Annotated in this window: 20 protein-coding genes, 1 pseudogene and 1 riboswitch; of the genes and pseudogenes, 18 read left to right on the forward strand and 3 right to left on the reverse strand. The window is 72.8% G+C overall.

All coding sequences use genetic code 11. From position 1 onward, the window contains the following. Positions 1-173 precede the first annotated feature (173 nt). Positions 174-1,466: a hypothetical protein gene (locus ACFYPA_RS18725; protein ID WP_389132925.1), complete on the reverse strand. Its 1,293-nt coding sequence runs from the start codon at positions 1,464-1,466 to the stop codon at positions 174-176. A gap of 166 nt (positions 1,467-1,632) precedes the next feature. Between ACFYPA_RS18725 and ACFYPA_RS18730 the strand changes: the two genes are divergently transcribed. From ACFYPA_RS18730 to ACFYPA_RS18745, 4 genes are all read left to right on the forward strand, one after another. Beyond that, complete coding sequence (locus tag ACFYPA_RS18730) at positions 1,633-3,534, forward strand: acyl-CoA dehydrogenase (protein WP_359316739.1); 1,902 nt, start codon at positions 1,633-1,635, stop codon at positions 3,532-3,534. A gap of 460 nt (positions 3,535-3,994) precedes the next feature. Continuing rightward, a riboswitch (cobalamin riboswitch) is annotated at positions 3,995-4,182 on the forward strand. A 35-nt stretch (positions 4,183-4,217) separates the two neighbouring features. Beyond that, a complete protein-coding gene (locus ACFYPA_RS18735; RefSeq protein ID WP_359079356.1) occupies positions 4,218-5,285 on the forward strand; it encodes an ABC transporter substrate-binding protein in 1,068 nt (355 codons plus the stop codon). 68 nt (positions 5,286-5,353) lie between these two features. After that, a complete protein-coding gene (locus tag ACFYPA_RS18740; RefSeq protein WP_359079826.1) occupies positions 5,354-6,397 on the forward strand; it encodes an iron chelate uptake ABC transporter family permease subunit in 1,044 nt (347 codons plus the stop codon). Next, positions 6,394-7,182, forward strand: coding sequence for an ABC transporter ATP-binding protein (locus ACFYPA_RS18745; RefSeq protein ID WP_389132929.1), 789 nt, complete (start codon positions 6,394-6,396; stop codon positions 7,180-7,182). Before ACFYPA_RS18740 ends, ACFYPA_RS18745 begins: the two co-directional genes overlap by 4 nt. Positions 7,183-7,287: 105 nt before the next feature. Here ACFYPA_RS18745 and ACFYPA_RS18750 read toward each other — a convergent pair whose 3' ends face one another. Further along, positions 7,288-8,328, reverse strand: coding sequence for a PRC and DUF2382 domain-containing protein (locus ACFYPA_RS18750; RefSeq protein ID WP_359079360.1), 1,041 nt, complete (start codon positions 8,326-8,328; stop codon positions 7,288-7,290). A 484-nt stretch (positions 8,329-8,812) separates the two neighbouring features. Between ACFYPA_RS18750 and ACFYPA_RS18755 the strand changes: the two genes are divergently transcribed. The 6 genes and pseudogenes from ACFYPA_RS18755 to ACFYPA_RS18780 all read left to right on the forward strand — a co-directional run bounded on the left by ACFYPA_RS18755 (position 8,813) and on the right by ACFYPA_RS18780 (position 11,878). Next, positions 8,813-8,935 (forward strand): hypothetical protein, encoded by a 123-nt coding sequence (locus ACFYPA_RS18755; protein ID WP_359316749.1) that lies wholly within the window; start codon positions 8,813-8,815, stop codon positions 8,933-8,935. A gap of 48 nt (positions 8,936-8,983) precedes the next feature. Next, the gene (locus tag ACFYPA_RS18760) at positions 8,984-9,319 is read left to right on the forward strand and encodes a hypothetical protein (protein ID WP_389132932.1); all 336 of its coding nucleotides are present in this window, start codon (positions 8,984-8,986) and stop codon (positions 9,317-9,319) included. Between the two features lie 10 nt (positions 9,320-9,329). Beyond that, positions 9,330-9,611, forward strand: coding sequence for an IclR family transcriptional regulator C-terminal domain-containing protein (locus tag ACFYPA_RS18765; RefSeq protein WP_389132935.1), 282 nt, complete (start codon positions 9,330-9,332; stop codon positions 9,609-9,611). Positions 9,612-9,627: 16 nt separating this feature from the next. Continuing rightward, positions 9,628-10,143: pseudogene (locus ACFYPA_RS18770) on the forward strand (alpha/beta hydrolase); the annotation flags it as partial. Positions 10,144-10,263: 120 nt separating this feature from the next. Beyond that, positions 10,264-10,917 carry an adenosylcobinamide amidohydrolase gene (locus ACFYPA_RS18775; protein WP_389133141.1) on the forward strand — a complete coding sequence of 218 codons (654 nt, stop codon included), beginning with the start codon at positions 10,264-10,266 and terminating at the stop codon, positions 10,915-10,917. A gap of 55 nt (positions 10,918-10,972) precedes the next feature. After that, entirely contained in the window at positions 10,973-11,878 is a 906-nt protein-coding gene (locus ACFYPA_RS18780; protein WP_389132938.1) for an NAD(P)-dependent oxidoreductase, read from the forward strand. A 102-nt stretch (positions 11,879-11,980) separates the two neighbouring features. Here ACFYPA_RS18780 and ACFYPA_RS18785 read toward each other — a convergent pair whose 3' ends face one another. Further along, complete coding sequence (locus tag ACFYPA_RS18785; RefSeq protein WP_359079366.1) at positions 11,981-12,943, reverse strand: RNA polymerase sigma factor SigF; 963 nt, start codon at positions 12,941-12,943, stop codon at positions 11,981-11,983. 524 nt (positions 12,944-13,467) lie between these two features. On the opposite strand from ACFYPA_RS18785, the gene ACFYPA_RS18790 reads away from it, so the two are divergent. From ACFYPA_RS18790 to ACFYPA_RS18825, 8 genes are all read left to right on the forward strand, one after another. After that, positions 13,468-14,205 (forward strand): SAM-dependent methyltransferase, encoded by a 738-nt coding sequence (locus tag ACFYPA_RS18790; RefSeq protein WP_389132941.1) that lies wholly within the window; start codon positions 13,468-13,470, stop codon positions 14,203-14,205. Positions 14,206-14,359: 154 nt separating this feature from the next. Further along, positions 14,360-15,280 (forward strand): NADP-dependent oxidoreductase, encoded by a 921-nt coding sequence (locus ACFYPA_RS18795; RefSeq protein ID WP_359316756.1) that lies wholly within the window; start codon positions 14,360-14,362, stop codon positions 15,278-15,280. Next, positions 15,277-16,041, forward strand: coding sequence for a GNAT family N-acetyltransferase (locus ACFYPA_RS18800; protein ID WP_359079371.1), 765 nt, complete (start codon positions 15,277-15,279; stop codon positions 16,039-16,041). Before ACFYPA_RS18795 ends, ACFYPA_RS18800 begins: the two co-directional genes overlap by 4 nt. A gap of 216 nt (positions 16,042-16,257) precedes the next feature. Continuing rightward, positions 16,258-17,472, forward strand: a complete 1,215-nt coding sequence (locus ACFYPA_RS18805; RefSeq protein WP_389132944.1) for a PP2C family protein-serine/threonine phosphatase — start codon at positions 16,258-16,260, stop codon at positions 17,470-17,472. A gap of 83 nt (positions 17,473-17,555) precedes the next feature. Further along, entirely contained in the window at positions 17,556-18,224 is a 669-nt protein-coding gene (locus tag ACFYPA_RS18810) for a TetR family transcriptional regulator (RefSeq protein ID WP_389132947.1), read from the forward strand. Continuing rightward, positions 18,221-18,994 carry an SDR family NAD(P)-dependent oxidoreductase gene (locus tag ACFYPA_RS18815; protein ID WP_359079377.1) on the forward strand — a complete coding sequence of 258 codons (774 nt, stop codon included), beginning with the start codon at positions 18,221-18,223 and terminating at the stop codon, positions 18,992-18,994. The genes ACFYPA_RS18810 and ACFYPA_RS18815 overlap by 4 nt, the downstream gene beginning before the upstream one ends. Before the next feature lie 66 nt (positions 18,995-19,060). Beyond that, positions 19,061-20,101 carry an NAD(P)-dependent alcohol dehydrogenase gene (locus ACFYPA_RS18820; protein ID WP_389132950.1) on the forward strand — a complete coding sequence of 347 codons (1,041 nt, stop codon included), beginning with the start codon at positions 19,061-19,063 and terminating at the stop codon, positions 20,099-20,101. Between the two features lie 123 nt (positions 20,102-20,224). Continuing rightward, entirely contained in the window at positions 20,225-20,539 is a 315-nt protein-coding gene (locus tag ACFYPA_RS18825) for a DUF6191 domain-containing protein (RefSeq protein ID WP_359079381.1), read from the forward strand. Positions 20,540-20,569: the final 30 nt, after the last annotated feature.

Genomic DNA, 20,569 nt, shown 5'->3' on the forward strand with positions numbered 1-20,569 from the left:
GCCGCCGTCTCCCCCCACAGGGACGGCGGCACCGCCATCGCGCCGACGACGAACTGCTGGAACGGTGGCTCCGGAGATGCTGCCCATCCCTCACCGCCCAGCTGTCACCGGCACGGCACCGTTGTACCCACCGTCCGTTACCCGGGCATTACAAGCCTGCCCGCGCGCCCGGACTACCCCGTCGCCACCAGATGCGGCGTGCTGTCGTCATCGAGGAACTCGACGACGGCCAGCACGAACAGGGCGCACAGCGCGATCCACACGGTGACCAGACCCGTCGGCCGGTCCCACGCCAGCAGCACCGCGACGGCCACCACGACCACCGTCCAGTTCAGCGGCCGCCGCGCCCGGTGCACCCACCTGCCGACCGGACCTCCGGTGACACCGGCCGCGTCCCGCACGGCCCCGATGCCGCCGCTCCACATCGCCGTCACCCGTCTCGCCGCGCGGCCCCGGCCCGTGAGCCAGGCCGCGAGCGCCACCACCACGCCGACGGTCACCACCAGCCGGATGCCGGCGCGCAGATATCCGGCCAGCGTGTCGAACACCGCCGCCGCCGCCGGCTGCGAGACGTCCGGGGGAAGACTGTCGAGATAGAACGCGCGCCCCGCCCACAGCCCGAGACCGAGCAGCGCGGCACCCACCGCCACGGCCAGCGCGGCGGTGACCAGCGCCCGCCGGCGGCGTACCGCGAGCAGCACCCCGCCTGCCGCCACCACCAGCGTGAACACGGGAAGCCAGAAGCCGAGGAGTTCGAGCGCCCGGAACCCCTTCTTCGCCTTGCCCACCGAGTCCGAGGTCAGGAGCGTGAAGTCGGTGTGGATCTCGGGAATCCTTTCGGCGACCTTCAGGCCGCGTTCCACGAGGCGCTGTTTCACCCGGTCGATGACCGGGGCGAGGTCCAGGGTGACGGTGTCGCCGCTCAGCTTCACCGCGCCGCCGCCCTCACCGGTCAGGGCCTTCACGACGGAGGCGTGGGCCTGCCTGTTGAGGTTGCTCCACACCCGCTCGAAGGCGTCGCTGGTGACGAAACGCTCCACCGTGCCGTGCACGAAGTCGGTGACGCCCGCGGTGAGCGGGTCGCCGAGCTTCCCGAGCGCCTTGTCGACGACCGGGCGGTCGGCGGGCGCCACGTCCGCCAGCAGTGCGTCGATGTTCAGATGGGTCATGACGACGGCGGTGACACGATTGGTCACCGCCGCCTGCACATCGGGGTCCGAGGCCAGCGGCTCCATCGTGTCCACATAGCGGTCCGTGTCCCCGGCGACGTCGCTCGCCCAGCTCGACAGGATGCTCAGCGGGGTGAGCACGGCCGCCACCAGGATCAGCAGGACGGCGAAGAACGAGCGCAGGCGCGGCCGGGAGTGGGCCGGGCCGCGGGTCTCCAGTTGCTCCACCCGGGCACGCAGGGCTTCCAGTTCGGCCTGCTCGTCGGCTGCCGTTGGTTCATCGGGGTGCCGTTCCATGACCCAAGGGGATGTCCTGTCCGCCCGCGCAGCGCGGCGGATTGCTGCATACGGGTGACGGGCACCGGTGGCGCGGTGGCGGTGGCGCGCCTCGCCGGGAGAGGGAGATCGCCGGGACGCCGCATCCTGGGGGTGTCCTGGACGAATCCTGATCGTTCCCGCTTTTATGAACACCATTTTCGACAGTGCCGATCACTCGGAAGCCGGAACCGGGCCGGTCGCCGGTCCGCTCAGCGCCGTGCTCCTCGGCCCGGACGCCCGCCGCGAGCACGGCTTCTGGCGACGGCTCGTGGCTACCGAGCCGTTCCGCCGGCCGCTCTGGCCGCCTCCCGGGCCCACCCCCGACGAGCGCCTCGCCCTGGCCCACGCACGGCTGCGCACGCTCAACAACGCACTGGACAGCGCCGCCCGCCCGGCCGCCGACCCCCGTGCCATGGCCGCCCTGCACGAGTGGCTCGCCCCGGTGGACCCGGCGCTCGCCACGGTCGCGGGCATTCACTACAACCTCTTCCTCGGCAGCCTGCTGGACCATGACGCGGACGGTCCCCGTGATCTGTCGGACTTCCTCCGGCTGCGACGCATCGGCACCTTCCTCTGTACGGAGGTGGCGCACGGCAACGACGCGGCAGCCGTGGAGACGACCGCCACCTACGACCCCGGCCGGGACGGGTTCGTGCTGCACACCCCGCACGCCGGTGCGCAGAAGTTCATGCCCAACACCAGCCCCGCGGGCGGCCCCAAGTCGGGACTCGTCGCCGCCCGGCTGATCGTCGACGGCGCCGACCAGGGGGTCTTCCTGCTGCTGGTGCCGCTCACGGACGCGTCCCGGGCCCTGCCCGGCATCCGGGTGCGCCGGCTTCCGGCACGGATGGGCAGTCCGGTCGACCACTGTCTGACCTCCTTCGACCAGGTCTTCGTGGGCCGGGGGGCATTGCTCGGCGGCGCGCAGGGGCGGGTCGGCGACGACGGGGTGTTCCGCAGCGAGACCGAGGGGCGCAGGCGCCGTTTCCTCGCCTCGATCGGACGGGTCACCACGGGCCGTATCTGCATGAGCGCCAGTGCGGTGGGCTCCGCCCGCGCCACGCTGGCCGTCGCCGTCCGCTACGGAGGCCACCGCTTCGTCTCGGGGGGCCGCTCGGCCCCGCCGGTGCCGGTGATCGACCACCGCAGCCACCACGGCCCCCTCGCCGAGGCCATGGCCACCGTCTTCGCGATGAGCCTGCTGCACCGCCACGTCCTCGACCGGTGGGAGAAGGCCGCCGCACGGCCGCCCGCGGAGCGTGAGCCGGCCGAGCGGCTGGTCGACATCGCGAAGGGCTGGATCACCTGGCAGGCCCGCTCCGTGATCGTCGAGTGCCGCGAACGGTGCGGCGCACAGGGGCTGCTGGAGAACAACGGCATGACCGAACTCGTCACCGGGATCGAGGGCGCCATCACCGCGGAGGGTGACAATCTGGCCATCCACTCCCGGGCGGCCGCCGGACTGCTCCTCGACGCGGCACGGGCCCCGCAGGAGGAGCGGGCCGACGGCCCCCCGAGCGGCGACCTCACCGACCTCCCGTTCCTCGGCCGGCTCCTGGACCAGGTGGAGCGGATCTGGTTCGACCGGGCGGCCGCACGGATGGCGCAGGTGCCGCACGGCGGCCCGCTGGAGCGGTGGAACGCGGCATCCGGCCCCGCGCTGCGCGGAGTCGAGGCCCATGCGTACCGGCAGGCGGCCCACGCGTACGAGAAGGCGCTCGCGACCCTGCCCGGCGGTGCGGCCCGCGAGCGGCTGGGTGATCTGGCCCGGCTGTTCGCGCTGCGCTGGGTCGCGCACAACAGCGGAGACCTGCTCGCCGCCGGTCACCTGACCGCCGGTCAGGTCGACGGGCTGACCGATGCCACCGAGCAGCTCGTCGCCGCGGTGAGCCGCCACCTCCCGGAACTGGCCGCGTCCTTCGCGCTGCCCGGGGAACTGCTCGCCGACTGGCCCATCGCCGGAGCCCACTACACCGACGCGTACGACGACCCGGGCGCCTCCTGGCACACTGCCGCGGACCGGGAACCCGCGGGGGGCGCGCGATGACGGGTGCACCGCGCCGGGCAGCCGCTGTGCCGCGCCGGGCGGCGGACGCGGCCCAGCGCCTGGGCCTCCGTGTCGTCCTGCCGGCCTTCTGGGGCACAGCCGCCGCGCTCTCACGGTGGTGTCAGGGGCCGCCCACCGACGGTGGCGAATCGGTTCGCCGCAAGGGGTGACCGGGGCGGGGGTCGTCCGGACTCCCCGGCGCCCGGGGGGGGGGGGGGGGGCCCCCCCCCCCGCCCCCCCCCCCCCCCCCCCCCCCCCCCCCCCCCGGGGGGGGGGCCCCCCCCGCCCGCCCGGGCGGGGGGGGGGGGGGGCGCGCCCCCCCGGGGGGGGGGGGGGGGGGGCGGGGGGGGGGGGGCGGGGGGGGGGGGGCGGCGGGCCCCCGGGGGGGGGGGGGGGGGGGGGCCCCCCCCCCCCGGCCGCTCCACCGCCGCGTACCGCCGCTGAGCTGCGCGGAGGCTCGTGGTAGCGTGCCCGAGCCAGTCGAACTCCACGTAGGGGTCAGGGAATCCGGTGCGAATCCGGAACTGACGCGCAGCGGTGAGGGGGACGGGCGGGGCCACGGCCACTGGGAGACGCACGGTTTCCCGGGAAGGCGTCCCGTCCGCATGAACCCGAGTCCGAAGACCTGCTGGCACCCGTGGTCCGGTACCGGGCCGCGGAACTCCGTACACCGGGTCCCGCGCATGGGCCCAGAGACGCCGAGGTACTCCGTGCCGCCCATAACCGGCCGCGCCCGCAACGCCGCCCTGCTCACCGCCGCCCTGCTCCTGCTGACGGCCTGCGGCGGCGGCAGGGACAGCACCACCGCCGAACCGACGGCAGCCGACGGCTATCCGGTCACACTGAAGAACTGCGGGCGGACCGTCACCGTGGAAGCGGCTCCCCGACGTGCCGTCCCGGTCGACCAGGGATCGGCCGAGATCCTGCTGTCGCTCGGCCTCGCCGACCGGATCGCCGCCACCGCCACCTGGACCGACCCGGTACTGAAGGGCCTGGAGAAGGCCAACGCCGGCGTCCCGAGGATCTCCGACAACCGCCCCTCGTCGGAGAAGGTCCTGGATCAGGAGCCCGACTTCGTCAGCGCCTCCTTCGAGTCGACCCTCGCCAAGGGTGGTGTCGCTCCCCGCGAGCAGTTCGAGAGGCTCGGCGTCCCCACCTACGTCTCGCCCGCCGACTGCACCGCCAAGGACAACAGCAAGGACGGCGACGGCGTCCGCACCGGCGCCCTGACCATGGACAGCGTCTACACCGAAGTGCGCGAGATGGCGAAGGTGTTCGGTGTCCCCGAGCGCGGCGAGAAGCTCGTCGCCGTGCTGCGCGCCCGCATACGGAAGGCGACCGGGGGCATGGACGCCTCCGGAGCCTCCCTCATGTACTGGTTCGCCAACTCCGAGGCCCCGTACCTGGCCGGCTGCTGCGGAGCGCCCGGCATCATCACCCGGGAACTCGGGGCGCGGAACGCCTTCGACGACACCCACGAGGAATGGCCGCAGATCAACTGGGAGACCGTCGCCGACCGCAACCCGGACGTGCTGGTCATCGGCGATCTGACCCGCAAGTCGCAGACCGCCGAGAGCGCCGCGAAGAAGATCGCCTTCCTGGAGTCCGACCCCGTCACGAAGAACATGGACGCCGTCCGGCACAAGCGCTACGTGCTGCTCAGCGGCCAGGCCATGAACCCCACCATCCGGACCGTCGAGGGCGTGGAGCGCGTCGCCGCCGGTCTGCGCACCTTCGGACTCGCGGGGTGACGGACACCGAACAGGCCGCGGCGCCGCGCGAGGACGCGGGTGTGGACGCCCGGTCCGGCATCCGAGGTATACGGGGTGTCAGGGGCATCCGGGGTGTCCGGGGCATCCGGGGCGGACTCCTGTGGGCCGGGGGCGTGCTGCTGCTCGCCCTGTCCATCGCCCTCGCCGTCACCATCGGCCCCGCCCGGATCTCCGTCGCCGACGTCTGGTCCACGGTGGCCGCCCACTTCGGTGCCGGTGAGTCCCGGCTCAGCCCGATCCGGGACGGCATCATCTGGAACCTGCGCATGCCGCGCACCCTGCTCGCTGCGGTCTGCGGTGCCGGGCTCGCCGTCTGCGGCACCGTCATGCAGTCGCTGCTGCGCAACCCGCTCGCCGACCCGTTCGTCCTCGGGGTCTCCTCCGGGGCCTCGACCGGTGCGGTGGTGGTGGTCGTCCTCGGCGTCGGCGGGGGAGCGGTCTCCCTCTCGGCGGGGGCGTTCATCGGGGCGCTGTGCTCCTTCGCCCTCGTCATGCTGCTCAGCCATACCCTCGGCGGCAGTACCGACCGGGTCGTCCTGTCCGGGGTCGCGGCCATGCAGCTCTTCTCCGCGCTCACCTCCTTCGTCGTGATGACCGCCGCCGACGCCGAGCAGACCCGCGGGGTGCTGTTCTGGCTGCTGGGCTCGCTCGGCGGCGTCGGCTGGAGCGATGTGTGGATCTGCTCCGCCGTGCTCGTCGTGACGTTGCTGATCTGCCTCGGCCATGCCCGTACGCTCGATGCCTTCGCCTTCGGCCAGGACGCGGCGGCCACCCTCGGTGTCCACGTCGGCCGTACCCGCATCGTCCTGCTGTGCACGACCGCGCTGCTGACGGCCGCCCTCGTCAGTTCGGCCGGTGCCATCGGCTTCGTCGGTCTGGTCCTGCCGCACGCGGCCCGTGCGCTCTCCGGCTCCGGGCACCGCAGGCTGCTGCCGGTCACCGCACTGGCCGGGGCCGTTTTCCTGGTGTGGGTCGACACCCTCGCCCGGACCGTACTCGACCCGCAGGAGGTTCCGGTGGGAGTCGTCACCGCGCTGATCGGGGTCCCCGCCTTCGTGCTGGTCCTCTACCGCACCCGGCGGACCCCATGACCCGGACCGCCCCCGGGGGGCTGCGGGCCGAGCGGGTCAGCCGGGAGGCGGGCGGCCGCCTCATCCTGGACGGGGTCTCCCTCGCTCCACCGCCCGGCGCGACCATCGGGCTGATCGGCCCGAACGGCTCCGGGAAGTCCACCCTGCTGCGGATACTGGCCGGAGTCCTGGCCCCGGACGCCGGAACGGTCACCCTCGACGACGATCCGCTCGTCGCCGTCGGCCGCCGCACCGTCGCCAGGCGCGTCGCGATGGTCGACCAGCACGCCGTCACGCAGGTCGAGCTGAGCGTCGTGGACGTCGTACGCCTGGGCCGCATCCCGCACCGCCGCGCCTGGTCGGCGCCGACGGCGATGGACGAGGAGGCGGTGCACGGGGCCCTGGAACGGACCGGTCTCGCCGCACGCCGCGACCAGTCCTGGCACACGCTCTCGGGCGGCGAGCGCCAGCGCGTCCAGATCGCCCGGGCGCTCGCCCAGCAGCCGCGGGAACTCCTGCTGGACGAACCGACCAATCACCTGGACATCCAGCACCAGCTCGAACTGCTGTCGCTGGTCGCCTCGTTGCCCCTGACCGCCGTCGTCGCCCTGCACGACCTCAACCTGGCCGCGATGTTCTGCGACCGGATCGTGGTGATGGACGAGGGACGCGTCGTCGCGGGCGGCACCCCCGCCGAGGTGATCACCGAGGCGCTCATCGCCGATGTCTACCGGGTGCGCGCCGTCGTGACACCGGACGGTCCCGAGGGGCGGCCTTCGGTGCGCTTCTGTCCGGGGCGCCCCTGACACCCCTGCGGACGCCGGGCCGTTGCGAGCCGAGAGGGGCGGGCCCCGGTGCGGGGCCCGCCCCTCTCCTGTGCGGTACGGCCGTCCGCAGGGGTGTGCCGCGGGTCAGCGGCGCCGTCCCCGGCCGGATTCGCCGCCCATGTCCTTGCCACCCATGTCCTTGCCGCTCTTGGTGGTGCCGTCCGCGTAGTCGATCTGCTCCTTACGTAGTTCGGCGGAGACTTCCTTCTGCTCGGTCACCTTCTTCGTCTCCATCCGTACCCGTTCGACCGGCACGGTCTCCTTGCGCATCGTCGCGCGCTCGGCGTGGAGGGTGACCTCCACGTCCTGCTCGGTGATGTCGGACCGGGCCGCCCTGTCGCCCGGCGCGAGCGGTTCGCGGACCACGCGCACCTCTTCGTGCGTCACGGGCACGGTCCTGGTGACGTTCTCGGTGACGACGTACTTGTGGAGGCGGGCCTTGCCGCTCTCGAACTCCTCGGTGCCCACGTGGAGCTGCTCCTCGGAGCGGATGATCTCCTCCTTGCCGCCCAGGTCGGCGCTGGAGCGTTCGGCGCCCGCACCGGCTCCGACCAGCGGACGGGCCGTGCCCGAGGTTTCGGTGTCGCGGTGCTTGCCGGTCCCGGCGCCCGTACCGGCCATGCCGGCCGAGGTCCCGGAGGCCGTCCGGCCCGTGCCCGCGGCGCCGGCCCCGGCTGCCGCTCCGGCCCCGGCCGCGGCTCCGGCTCCGGCCGCGCCCATGGTGCCCGTGCCGGCCGTGGTCGGTGCGTCGGCGCCCTTGGTGCCGCCGGCTCCGGCGCGGTCGCCGATATTGGCCTTCGTGGTCCGGGTCAGGCCGTAGTGCCGGTAGAGCTCTTCCTCCTCGGAGACGGACAGATGCGCGTCCGCGTCCACCCGGGGCGCTTCCTTGACCCGGTCCTTCGGGTGCGAGATGTGCAGGTCGGAGCCCACGCGACGGGCTCCGGCGAGAGGCACGAAACTCTCCTTCATGCCGAACAGGCCGGTCTTGACCGTGATCCAGTCCGGTCGGCCGGTGGTGTCGTCGACATACACCCGCCCGACGTTGCCGATCTTCTCGCCCTCGGTGTCGTACACCGTCAGGCCGTCGAGCTCTCCGGAATCCGTGAAACCGTCAGCGGCTCCCATGTCTGATTCCTCCTCGCCCGGGCGCGTCCTGTAGGTGGGTCCAGCAGGGGAGGCGCGTCCGGATTCCATCGCGCCTCACCCGGATGGGCGCTGCAACCGCCCGGCCGCCGGAGGCCGGGTGCCGTGCCCGCCCCACGTCGGCACAGGCCCCGTACGACGCTGATGCGGGGCCATCGGCCCGGTTAGGCCAATCGAGTGAACGGGGCGGTGGAGGCCCCCGGGCCGCCTTCCCCGGCGGGAGAACGGAATGGCCCGGACGCGAGGCCACCCGCAACGGCAGGTTCCCCATCCGCCCGACACGGCCGCACCGCACGGACGGCGCCCCGCCTGCCATGCCCCTGAACAGGCCGTTCCCGCCGTGGGGCGAATATCCGGGAAACCCTTGACACCCGCTGGGAGCGCCCGCGCCCTTTCGCCAGAAATGGCAACGCCGTTGCGATTTCCGCACCAAGGCGTACGACGCGGATGAAGGAGGCCCGGCCGCATGGCTGAGCACGGCACGGACACCACCACCCCGGCCACCGCCGGACAGCCGGCCCCCGGTGTGCTGCAGACCGTCGACAGGGCCCTGGTCGTGCTGCTCACCTTCACCGAGCAGCGCCCCTAGTGGGGCGTCGGCGAACTGGCCCGGCACCACGGCTGGGACAAGGCGGTCGTGCAGCGTCTGCTCACCACCTTGAGCGCGCGCGGCTTCCTGCTCTGCGACGAAAACAGCCGCCGCTACCGGCCGGGTCCGGCTCTGTCGCGACTGGCCCGGGTCAGCGAGCACAGCGGAGTGCTGTCCTCGATCCCCCGGCCGGTGCTCGCCCGACTGCTCCGTGAGACCGGCGAGAGCGTCGTCCTCAACGTCCCGCACGGCGGCAGCCACCGCTGCGAGGCCGCGGTCGACGGCACCGGACCCGTCCGCTACACGGCGATCATCGGCGCCGTCATGCTTGGTCACGCCGGGGCTTCCGGGCACGCCATCTTCGCGTACCACCCCCGAACGTGAGATCCGGCAGATGCTCGGCGCCACCGGACTGACGCGCTTCGACGACAGCACCATCACCGACCTCGACGCGCTGCTCACCTGCTATGCGCAGGTGCGTGCCGACGGGTACTGCATCAGTCACGGCGAATACGACGAAGCCGTGACGGCGGTCTCCGCCCCCGTCTTCCAGGGAGACGGGGTCCCCGCCTCGCTCACCGTCATCGGCCCCTCCCACCGGGTGGACCGGGCCGCCGACAGCCTAGTGACGCTGGTACGCGCCGGAGCGGACATCACCGCCGCCCTCGGCGGTTGAACCCGCGCTCCACGCCGGGGCAGCGGGGCCCGAGCTCACCGATACCTTCCTGCGAGGTGTCGACACGGCCGTGTCGTTCGCCGAACGGCCCCTGTACGCGGTGCTCCACGAGCCGATCTACGCCCAGGGCGGCCGCCCCACCGACTGGTCGGCTCACCGGATCCGCCGGGAGTTCCCCGCCTTCGACGCCACCGCCGGCGGCCCGCTCCGCTTCACCGGCGAGATGGTCTGCCCCTGGCAGTTCGAGGAGGACCCCGCTCTCGTCCCGCTGCGCGGCACCGCCGAGGCGCTCGCCGCCCGTACCGACTGGCCGGCCCTCCACGACCTGGACCGGCTCTCCGCCAACGAGGTCCGCGTCGTCGCCGCCGTCTACCACGACGACATGTGCGTGGACCGGGAACACGCCCTGCTCACCGCCGGTGCCGTACGCGGACTGCGGACCTGGGTCACCGACGCCTACGCCCACGACGGCGTCCGGGCCGACGCCGCCGTACTGGACCGGCTGCTCTCCATGGCCCGCGGCGAGGTCTGAGCCCCGCGGCCACGGACAGGGCCTTTCCGGGGTGGCCCTGCCCGGCCCTTATGATCGACGGGACCCACGCCGACCACCGTCCTGCCGCACCACCGGGGGTACCTCATCCGTTCCGTACGCATCCGGCTGCCCGAACAGCGCGGTGAACTGCTGGCGCGGCGCGAGGACGGCCTGGAGCTGCACCACCTCGTGTGGCGGCTGGGGCCCGGGTGGCGGGTGTGCAGCAGCGCGGTACTCGGCGGCGGCATCGGCCTGCGCGAGTGGATCCTCAACGCCCAGGTGCCCGGCGGCTATCCGCGCATGGACCCGGACCGTCACCTCGCCGAGATAGCCGGTGCCGAACACCTCGGCGGGCCCGGCGCCGGACTGATGACGGCCGCTGACGTCACCGCGTACACGCTCGCCACCGACGAGGGCGTCACCGCGACCGCCACATGCGGTCTCGGAGTACGCGGATGGGCGGCGGCGGCAGCCGAGGGGACGCGGGGACCGCAGCAGCCGGGAACGGTCAACATCGTCGTCACACTGCCCGTGCCCCTCACCGACGCCGCACTCGTCAACGCCGTCGCCACCGCCACCGAGGCCAAGGTGCAGGCACTCCTGGACGCCGGGCTCGACTGTTCCGGCACCCCCACCGACTCCGTCTGCATCGCCGCTCCCGCGCCGGAGGCAGGTGCGGGCGAGCCGTTCGCGGGGCCCCGGTCGCGCTGGGGCGCGCGACTCGCCAGGGCCGTGCACGCTGCGGTCCTCGAAGGCGCGCTGCGGCAAAGCTGACCATCCGAAACGCCGCGAGAGACAGTCTTCGTGGCCGACGAAGGGAAAAGCCCTCATGACCCAAGCAGCCGACGCAGTGCCGCAGCGGCCGGCCGTCGCCGTGCTCGGCACCGGAATCATGGGTTCGGGCATGGCCCGGAGCCTGCTCAGGGCCGGTCTCGACGTCCGCGTCTGGAACCGCACACACGAGAAGGCGACACCGCTCGCCGCCGACGGCGCCACCGTCGCGGACACCGCGGCCGAAGCCGTCCGCGGCGCCGACGTCATCCTCACGGCGCTCAACGACAGCACCGCTGTCGCCGCCGCGCTCACCGCCGCGTCCGACGGGGTGCACCGGGGCCAGATCCTCCTGCAGAGCTCCACCGTCGGGCCCGATGCCACCGCCGAACTGGCCCAGCGAGCCGTGGACCTCGGCCTCGTCTACCTCGACGCCCCGGTCTCCGGCACCAGGCAGCCCGCGGAACAGGGCGCGCTGACCGTCCTCGTCTCAGGACCGTCCGCCGCCCGCGCGGCGACCGGACCCGTGCTCGACGCGATCGGGCAGCGCACCGTCTGGGTGGCGGAGGAACCGGGAGCCGCCTCGCGGCTCAAACTCGTGGTCAACGCCTGGGTGATCAACATGGTCGGCGGCGTCGCGGAGTGCCTGAACCTCGCCGAGGGACTCGGTGTGGACCCGCGGACGTTCCTCGACGTCATGAAGGGCGGGCCGCTCGACACCGCCTATCTGCAGGGCAAGTCCGCCGCCGTCCTGTCCGGCGACCTCACCCCGAGTTTCGCCTTGTCCACGGCCCTCAAGGACACCCGGCTCATCCTCGAAGCCGCCGGGCACGCGGGCGTACGGCTGGACCTGACGCAGGCGTCGGCCGCCCGCTTCGAACGCGCCGAGGCAGCCGGGCACGGCGGCGAGGACATGATCGCCACCTACTACGCCGGCCGGCCCGAGGAGAAGGACCGCGACTGATACGGGGCGCGCGCCGCCCGCCGCCTCGGACCATCTACGGAGCGGGAGCGGACACGGCGAAGGGGCTCCCGGCCACTGTGGCCGGGAGCCCCTTCGCTCCGCTCACTCCTCGACGAACATCCCGTCACGGAGCCTGTGCAGGATCCGGCTGATCAGCCTGGAGACGTGCATCTGCGAGATGCCGAGCTCCGCGCCGATCTGCGACTGCGTCATCTCCTGTCCGAACCGCATGTCGATGATGCGACGTTCACGCTCGTCCAGATTTTCCAGCAACGGTGCGAGCGTGTGGAGATTCTCGATCGTCTCCATGGCCGGGTCGGGGCTGCCCAGCACATCGGCGAACGTACGCCCCGCCGTGCTGTGCTGGCCCGAGTCGGTCGTGGCGGCGGGCATGTCCAGCGAACCCGCGGTGTATCCGTTGGCCGCCACGATGCCCTCGGTAACCTCTCCCTCGCTCAGGCCCAGCTGCTCGGCGAGCTCGGGAACGGTGGGGTCGCGGTCGAGTTCGGCCGCCAGGGTCTCCTTGGTCTTGGCGATGTCGACCCGCAACTCCTGAAGCCGGCGCGGAACATGGACCGCCCAGCTGGTGTCACGGAAGAATCGTTTGATCTCTCCGGTGATGTACGGAACCGCGAAGGAGGTGAACTCGACTTCGCGGGAGAGGTCGAACCGGTCGATGGCCTTGATCAGCCCGATGGTGCCGACCTGGATGATGTCCTCCATGTCGCCGCTGCCCCGGTTCCTGAACCGGCCGGCGGCGAAGCGCACGAGGGAGAGGTTCATCTCGATGAGGGTGTTCCGCGCGTACTGGTGGGCACGCGTCCCCTCCTCCAGGGTCTGGAGCCGGTCGAAGAACAGCCGGGACAGCTCCCGCGCGTCGGTGGGTGCCACCTTGCCCGCGTTCTCGATCCAGGGCAGCTCACCGAGGTCACCGGGTGCCGGCCCGGTCCCTGTGAACTCGCCCTGTCCGACGACCGCCGTCGCGGCTCCTCCGTTGTCGGCCGGTACCGACCGTGCACTCTCCGCTCGCTCCGCACCGGCAGTCCGCGCAGTGTGCGTCGTCATTTCGTCACGCTCCCTGGTGATAGACCCTGAGGTGTTGACGCCTGCCCCGTCGGAAAGCTCCCATGCACACAAACGGAAGTTGATCAGTTGACGCGGCGTCAATGGGGCGAGCGGGCGCGTCTTCGCCGCCTCGGCGGGCCGGGGTGAACGCGGGCACAGAACCGCCCCACCGGTACGGGGGAGCCCGGTGGGGCGGTCGTCTCCAGAGTGCCACAGCCACGGCCGCCAGGGGGGCACGCCCACGTATATCCGGCGGTAGTTGAGTCAAAATCGACGGTGCCGGGCCGACGGCGCACACTCGGTGGCGCGGACAGCCGACGACCTGTTCGACGCCGCTGCCGGTGAACTCGTGCTCCTCGTCCGCCTTCCACATACAGCTCGACGGGGGCGCGGCCGGTTCGCGACACTGACCGGCACTGCTCGTGGGCGGGCCGTCGGCGGTGGGCGCCGGGGCCCGGCGCACGCGGTCCGCAGGGCAGCGAAAACGGCGTGCGCGCACGCGGTGCGGCTGTCAGGCTGCGCCGGTGAACCGTGACCAGATCTCCGCCCTCGCCCATGCCGACCACCCGATCAAGGCGCCGCTCGACGACGCATCGGTGAGCAGGCTCTTGGACCGTGCCGTCCCACCCGGTGACGCGCGAGCGCTCGACCTGGGGTGCGGGGGAGGGGAGTGGCTGCTGCGCGCCCTCAGCGCCCATCCGGGTCTGCGGGCCGACGGCGTCGACATCTCCGAGGGCTCCCTCCGGCAGGCGGGTGAGGCGGCGGACCGCATCGGCGTGCGCGAGCGGCTCGTCCTGCACCAACGGGACGGCACCGCCTTCGTCTCCCCGGAGCGGTTCGATCTCGTCCTCAGCGTCGGTGCCGCGCATGTGTTCGGCGGCCTGCTGCCCACCCTCGCGGCCGCGCGGAAGCACCTCGCTCCCGGTGGCCGAGTCCTGATCGGGGACGGCTTCTGGGAGCGCGAGCCGTCGCCGGAAGCCGTCGAGATGCTCGGCGACTTCGCCGACCTGGCCACCACCCTGGACCGGGTCACCGCCGACGGCTGGACACCCGTGCACGGACACGTCAGCTCGCGCGCCGAACTCGACGCCTACGAGTGGTCCTGCTGGGGGTCGCTGGCCTCCTGGGCCCTGGACAACCCGGCCGACCCCGGGAGCGCCGAGGCGCTGGAGACCGCGGCGGTCCGCCGTACCGAATGGCTGCGGGTCTACCGGGAGACATGGGGCTTCGTGACGCTGGTCCTGCGCCCCACGTCCGGCTGACCTCACCCCGGGGGCCCCATCGCCTCCCGCTGATTCACTTCGGTCCCGTGAACGAGCCCGTTCCGGGGAATACGTGCGTGGCGAACGGACTTCCTGCTGCTGGGGCAACCGGCGTCCGGCCCGGGTGCCCGTGCCACGAACGGAGAGGGAGCCCATGTCCAAGGCGTACGTGTTCACCCGCAACGGCGGGCCGGAGGTGGAGGCCCTCGTCGACCGGGACACGCCGTCGCCCGGTCCCGGGGAACTGCTCGTCGCCGTACGGGCGGCCGGGGTCAACCCGGTGGACTGGAAGCTGCGCACGGGATACACCCGGCCCGGCAGCGCGCCGCAGCCGTTTCCCGCGGTCCTCGGCAGCGAGGCCGCCGGGGTCGTCGAGGCGATCGGTCCCGGCGTCGAGGGATTCGCGGTCGGGGACGAGGTCTTCGGCAATCCGGTGACCGGCGGCTACGCCGAGCACGCGCTGCTGCCCGTGGCCGTGACCGCCCACAAGCCGGCCCGGCTCCCCTTCGCCGACGCGGCGGTGCTGCCGGTCGCGGCGGCCACCGCCTACGACGGAGTACAGCAGCTGGGCCTCGCCCCGGGGTCCACGCTCCTGGTCACGGGGGCCGGCGGCGGGGTGGGGAGCGCCGCGGTGCAGCTCGCGCGCCACGCGGGCGTCCATGTCATCGGCGTCGCGGGCGCGGCCAAGAAGGAGTTCGTCGAGTCGCTCGGCGCGGTGCACGTGGAATCCGGCGCGGCTCTCGCCGACCGGGTACGGGGAGCGGCGCCCGGCGGCATCGACGCGGTCTTCGACCTGGCCGGTGGCGACACGCTGCGCGAAGCGGCCACGCTGCTCGCGGACCCCGCCGCGCTGATCAGCGCCGGTGACAAGCCGCTCGTGGCCGAGCTCGGCGGGGCGCCCGTGGCACGGGCCCGCACCGCCGCGGTACTCGACGCGGTGGCGGCGCTCGCGGTCTCCGGTGCCCTGCGCACACACATCACCGGGACGTACCCGCTCGCGGCGGCGGGCGAGGCGCTGCGTGCGGTGGAGGAGGGCCATGCCCTCGGGAAGACCGTGATCGAGGTGACGGCATGAACGAGCCCCGGACCGCCCTCGGCGATGACCACCCCCTCGACGACCCGGTGACAGCCTCGCTGACGGGGCCCCACGCACACTTCGCCGAGCGGCGTGGCCGCATCCTGCGCTATCCGCCGGACGTCACCCCCTGGGTCGCCCTTCCGGACAGGCCGGAGACCGGCGACTGGGCCGATGCCGCCGCGCTCGCCGGACCCGGCGGCATCATCACCGTCACCGCCTTCCGTGAGCCGCCGCCGGACGACTGGGAGGTCGTTTTCCACGCCGAGGGCGTTCAGCTCGTCGACGCGGGAGTCGAGGCGGCGCCGTACCCGGAGGCCGTCCGGCTCGGTCCCGCCGATGTGCCGGAGATGCTGGACCTGGTCGCCCGCACCCGGCCGGGCCCGTTCGCGCCCCGCACGGTCGAACTCGGCACTTACCTGGGTGTCCGGCGTGACGGGGTGCTCGTCGCCATGGCGGGGGAACGCCTGCGTCCGCCCGGCTGGAGCGAGATCAGCGGCGTCTGCACGGATGAGTCGGTACGCGGGCAGGGGCTCGCCGGCGGACTCGTGCGGGCCGTCGCCCACGAGATCAGGGAGCGCGGCGAAACACCCTTCCTGCATGCCGCCGCATCCAACACCGGCGCCGTCCGGCTCTATGAGTCACTGGGCTTCGCACTCCGCCGCCGTACGCCGTTCCTCGCGGCACTCGCCCCCGGACACCCTCCGGCCCGTGTGCCCGGCACGGGCCGGGGCGATGTCCGTGAGGCGGCCACCCACTGACCTCGGGGCCCGTGCCCTTCGGACCCGGACGCGGCAGGGCGTGGCAGGCCCTCGGGCCTTCGGCCCACGGCGTGCGGGCCGAAGGCCCCCGGCACTGTTTCCGGGACCTTCGGCGCGGCGGGTGAGGCCGTAAGCCTCGTGTGCTGTCCGTCGCGACTCGGGTGCACTGGTACGGAACGCCGGCGCCGGGCCGGCAGCACCCCCGGGAGGAAGGCCGTGACGATCGGGCTCCAGCACCTGTCGACGACGCGTGAAGCAGCGCTCACGGGTACGGAGGCGGGCGAGGCGGCCGTACGGGCGCCGAGGGTAGGGAACCCGGCGCTGTTCGGTGGCCTGGCGCTGCTGACGGCCGTGATCGTCCTGCTCGACCTGTGGTCCGGCGACGAGCTGCGCATCGTGCCGCTGCTGGTCGTCGTCCCCGCCCTCGTCTCCGTGTTCGGGACGATCCGGCAGACCGTGGGCGTGGCCTCCTGGATCATGGTGGTGGCCGTCACCTCGCGTCTGGTGACCGGTGGGACCTTCTGGGACATCACCAGCAGCGTCGTCTTCACGGTGCTGGCCTCCTTCCTCGGTGTGGGCGCCTGCGCGCTGCGCATCCACCACGCCACCGAGATAGCCAGGCTGCGCTCCGCCGCCGTCGCCCTCCAGCGCCAGATCCTGCGCCCGCTGCCCATCGTGACCGACCAGGTCGTCGCCCACGGCACCTATGCGCCGATCGAGGAGGACCGCCTCGTCGGCGGCGACATCTACGAGGTCGTGTCATCGCCCTACGGAACCCGGGTGATCATCGGAGACGTACAGGGCAAGGGACTCGCCGCGATCGGGGCGGGCTTCGCCGTGCTCGGCGCGTTCCGTGAGGCGGCGATCCGCGAGCCCTCCCTGACCGGGGTCGTCGACGCACTGGAGGACGCGGTCGCCCGGCACAACGCCTTCTCCGCCCAGACCGGCGAGACGGAACGCTTTGTCACCGCGCTGGTGCTCGACTTCGCCGGCGACGGGCGCGTCCGAGCCGTCAACTGCGGGCACCTGCCGCCTCGCCTGCTGCACGACCATGTGGCCAGCCCCGTCCCGCTGCGCCGTACATCGGTGCCGCTGGGCCTGGCCGAGCTCAGCAGCGAGGCGCGGGCCGGCGAAGAGCTGGACTTCCCGGCCGGTGCGACGCTGCTGACGTTCACCGACGGAGTGACCGAGGCCCGTGACACCGCCGGAGCCTTCTACCCGCTGGACTCCCGGCTGGGCCGCTGGGCGGACCTCGGCCCCCGGGAACTGCTCGACGCGCTCCACAGCGATCTGAGCGAGTTCTCGGGTGGCGTGCGGCGTGACGACATAGCCGTGCTCGCGGTGCGACGGACACCGTCCACCGCCTCCCGCCGGCCCGCACAGGAGGGCCACGGCGCGAGGCGGGCCGCGGAGGCGTTCAGCGGGCGCTAGCAGCGGCCCACCCCACGCTGGACATCACATGTCCCGGTGAGACGTTTGTCGCGCCGGGACATTTTTGGGTGTACGGTGCACGTATGGACCGGGAAACGAAGAGCCCGGAGAGGCGGAGCCGCAAGGCACGCCGGACCCGGGAGACATTGGCCCAGGCCGCGTTCGAGCTCGTACTCGAGCGGGGTCTGAGGGACGTCACGGTCGAGGAGATCGCGGAGCGGGCCGATGTGGACCGCCGCACCTTCAGCCGGTACTTCACGAGCAAGGAGGCCGCCGTCCTGGACTCGGTCCGGGGTGACGGTGACCGGATCAACGACGCGCTGCGGGCCCGGCCCGCCGGTGAGCCCCCGCTCACCGCCTACCGCCGGGCTGTTCGCGACTGGCTCGCCGACCCTGCGGACCGGGCGTGGCACCGCCGCCCCAGGATCTTCGAACTGCTGGTCCTCGCCGAGCGGGAGCCGACCCTCTACGCGGCGTTCCACCACATCAGGGTGGACGCCCAGGAGGACTCGCTCCTCATCGTCGCCGACCGGCTCGGAGTCGACCCCCGGCAGGACATCCGTCCCGCTGTCACGGTCGCGGCCGGAGCCGGCGCCCTGCTCGCCGCCCAGGTCGCCTGGGTGCGCGGCGGCTGCCCGGAGGAACTGCCCCGGCTCGTCGAGCAGGCATTCGACGCTCTTTCGGGAGAGCTCGTCCAGGAGCCCGCCGGCCCGGCGTCACACAGCACCACGGAAGGAAACGGAACATCATGAACACCACGCAGACCCCCGCCGACCAGGAATTCGCGGGCCGCACCGCCCTCGTCACGGGAGGCGCCTCCGGTATAGGCCTGGCCCTGGCCCACCGGCTCGCCGCCTCCGGCGCGTCCGTCGTCGTAGCCGACTACGACGAGGAGAGCGCGCGCAAGGCGGTCGCCGAACTGGAAAGCGCCGGGGCCGAGGCAGCCGCCGTGGCCATGGACGTCACCGACCCGGCCTCCGTCGAAGCGGGTGTGCGGTTCGCCGTCGAGACCTTCGGCGCCCTGCACCTCGCCGTGAACAACGCCGGCATCGGCGGGCCGAGCAGCCCGACCGGGGAGTACGCCGTCGAGGACTGGAACCGGGTCGTCGCCACCAACCTGAGTGGCGTCTTCTACTCGATGCGTTACGAACTCCCCGCCATCGTCGCCGCGGGCGGCGGCGCCATCGTCAACATGTCGTCGATCCTCGGCACCAACGGCTTCGCCGGCTCGCCCGCGTACGTCGCCGCCAAGCACGGAGTCGTCGGCCTCACCAAGACGGCGGCCCTCGAATACGCCGCGCAGAACGTCCGCGTCAACGCCGTGGGCCCCGGCTTCATCGACACACCGCTGCTGCGCAACACCGAGGGTCCGGCCCGCGACCACCTGATCTCGCTGCACCCGGCGGGACGCCTCGGCACTTCGGAGGAAGTGGCCGAACTCGCCGCCTTCCTGCTGTCCGACCGCGCGTCCTTCATCCACGGCAGCTACCACCTGGTGGACGGTGGCTACTCCGCCTCCTGAGCGGGGGAGAGGGGGACGGGGGCAGGGGGGCGGTCAACAGAGCAGGACGAGGTCAAGGAGGACCCCATGAAAGCCGTTCAGTACCGGGAAGTCGGCGCCGCACCCGAGGTCGTCACCGTGCCCGATCCGGAACCCGGCCCCGGGCAGGTGCTGCTGAAGGTCACCGCCGCAGGCGTCTGCCATTCCGACATCGCGGTGATGAGCTGGCCCGCGGACCGGTTCCCCTACGCGCTGCCGCTCACCCTCGGCCATGAAGGCGTCGGTACCGTCGCGGCGCTGGGCGACGGCGTCAGCGGTCTCTCGACCGGTGAGTCCGTCGCGGTCTACGGTCCCTGGGGTTGTGGGACATGCGTCAAGTGCGCGGAGGGCAAGGAGAACTACTGCCTGCGCGCCAACGAGCTCGGCATCAACCCGCCCGGGCTGGGCTCGCCCGGCGCCATGGCCGAGTACATGATCGTCGATGACCCGCGCCACCTGGTCCCGCTCGGTGGCCTCGACCCGGTGCAGGCCGTGCCGCTGACGGACGCGGGCCTCACGCCGTACCACGCCATCAAGCGCTCCCTGCCGAAGCTGGTGCCCGGCGCGACCGCCGTCGTCATCGGCACCGGCGGTCTCGGGCACGTCGCCATCCAGCTGCTGCGCGCCATGACGGCCGTCCGGGTGGTCGCCCTCGACGTCACGGAGGACAAGCTGGCTCTGGCCCGTACGGTCGGGGCGCACGAGGCCGTCCTGTCCGACCAGCACGCGGCGGAGCGGATCCGCGTGCTGACCGGCGGCGTCGGCGCCCAGGTCGTCCTCGACTTCGTCGGAGCCCCCGCGACCGTCGCGACGGCCGGCGCGGCTGCCGCCATCGACTCCGACGTCACGATCGTCGGCATCGGCGGCGGAAGTCTGCCGGTGGGCTTCGGTTCCCTGCCCTTCAACACGACGGTGAGCGCCCCCTACTGGGGATCCCGCTCCGAGCTGGCGGAGGTGCTCGACCTGGCCCACTCGGGCGCGGTGAACGTCCACGTCGAGACGTACGCGCTGGACGAGGCGCCGCTGGCCTACGAACGGCTGCACGCCGGCAAGATCAACGGCCGCGCGGTCATCCTTCCCAACGGCTGACACCCGGACCCCCTCCGCACGACCATGCGGGCCGCCGCACGACGCGTCGGCCCGCATCGTCGTACCACCGGGTCGTACCAGCGGCCGATGCGCACGACGCCGCCCCGGACGGATACTGCCCGCATGGAATTCGCTGCCCTGATGACGCTGCCCGCGCTGGTGATCGGGCTGACCGTCGCCGCCTTCCTCGACCAGCTGCTGCTCCGGGCGGGCCGGGCAGGCCTTCTGCCGTGGCGGAACAGCGCCCGGCAGGGCCAGGTCTCCGCGACCGGATTCGAGCAACTGCACGCGACGTTCTCACCCGGTAAGCAGAGCGAACTCAAGGAGCGTCAGAGCGCGCTGTTGCTGCGTGACGACGAGGAGGACGGCGCCCCGCCGCACCACTCGACCGTCGACCTCGACGGTGGCCATGCCGTCATCCGCCTGCGGCAGCGGTGATACACGGGCCCGGCTCGGTGGGGGAGAGGC

Source organism: Streptomyces sp. NPDC005775 (genome assembly GCF_042871565.1).
GTDB lineage: Bacteria > Actinomycetota > Actinomycetes > Streptomycetales > Streptomycetaceae > Streptomyces.

Coding starts and splice junctions, on each gene's coding strand:
- ACFYPA_RS18725 (WP_389132925.1), bottom strand. CDS start 1,466: ATGGAACGGCACCCCGATGAACCAACGGCAGCCGACGAGCAGGCCGAA.
- ACFYPA_RS18730 (WP_359316739.1), top strand. CDS start 1,633: ATGAACACCATTTTCGACAGTGCCGATCACTCGGAAGCCGGAACCGGG.
- ACFYPA_RS18735 (WP_359079356.1), top strand. CDS start 4,218: ATGGGCCCAGAGACGCCGAGGTACTCCGTGCCGCCCATAACCGGCCGC.
- ACFYPA_RS18745 (WP_389132929.1), top strand. CDS start 6,394: ATGACCCGGACCGCCCCCGGGGGGCTGCGGGCCGAGCGGGTCAGCCGG.
- ACFYPA_RS18750 (WP_359079360.1), bottom strand. CDS start 8,328: ATGGGAGCCGCTGACGGTTTCACGGATTCCGGAGAGCTCGACGGCCTG.
- ACFYPA_RS18755 (WP_359316749.1), top strand. CDS start 8,813: ATGGCTGAGCACGGCACGGACACCACCACCCCGGCCACCGCCGGACAG.
- ACFYPA_RS18765 (WP_389132935.1), top strand. CDS start 9,330: ATGCTCGGCGCCACCGGACTGACGCGCTTCGACGACAGCACCATCACC.
- ACFYPA_RS18780 (WP_389132938.1), top strand. CDS start 10,973: ATGACCCAAGCAGCCGACGCAGTGCCGCAGCGGCCGGCCGTCGCCGTG.
- ACFYPA_RS18785 (WP_359079366.1), bottom strand. CDS start 12,943: ATGACGACGCACACTGCGCGGACTGCCGGTGCGGAGCGAGCGGAGAGT.
- ACFYPA_RS18795 (WP_359316756.1), top strand. CDS start 14,360: ATGTCCAAGGCGTACGTGTTCACCCGCAACGGCGGGCCGGAGGTGGAG.
- ACFYPA_RS18800 (WP_359079371.1), top strand. CDS start 15,277: ATGAACGAGCCCCGGACCGCCCTCGGCGATGACCACCCCCTCGACGAC.
- ACFYPA_RS18810 (WP_389132947.1), top strand. CDS start 17,556: ATGGACCGGGAAACGAAGAGCCCGGAGAGGCGGAGCCGCAAGGCACGC.
- ACFYPA_RS18815 (WP_359079377.1), top strand. CDS start 18,221: ATGAACACCACGCAGACCCCCGCCGACCAGGAATTCGCGGGCCGCACC.
- ACFYPA_RS18820 (WP_389132950.1), top strand. CDS start 19,061: ATGAAAGCCGTTCAGTACCGGGAAGTCGGCGCCGCACCCGAGGTCGTC.
- ACFYPA_RS18825 (WP_359079381.1), top strand. CDS start 20,225: ATGGAATTCGCTGCCCTGATGACGCTGCCCGCGCTGGTGATCGGGCTG.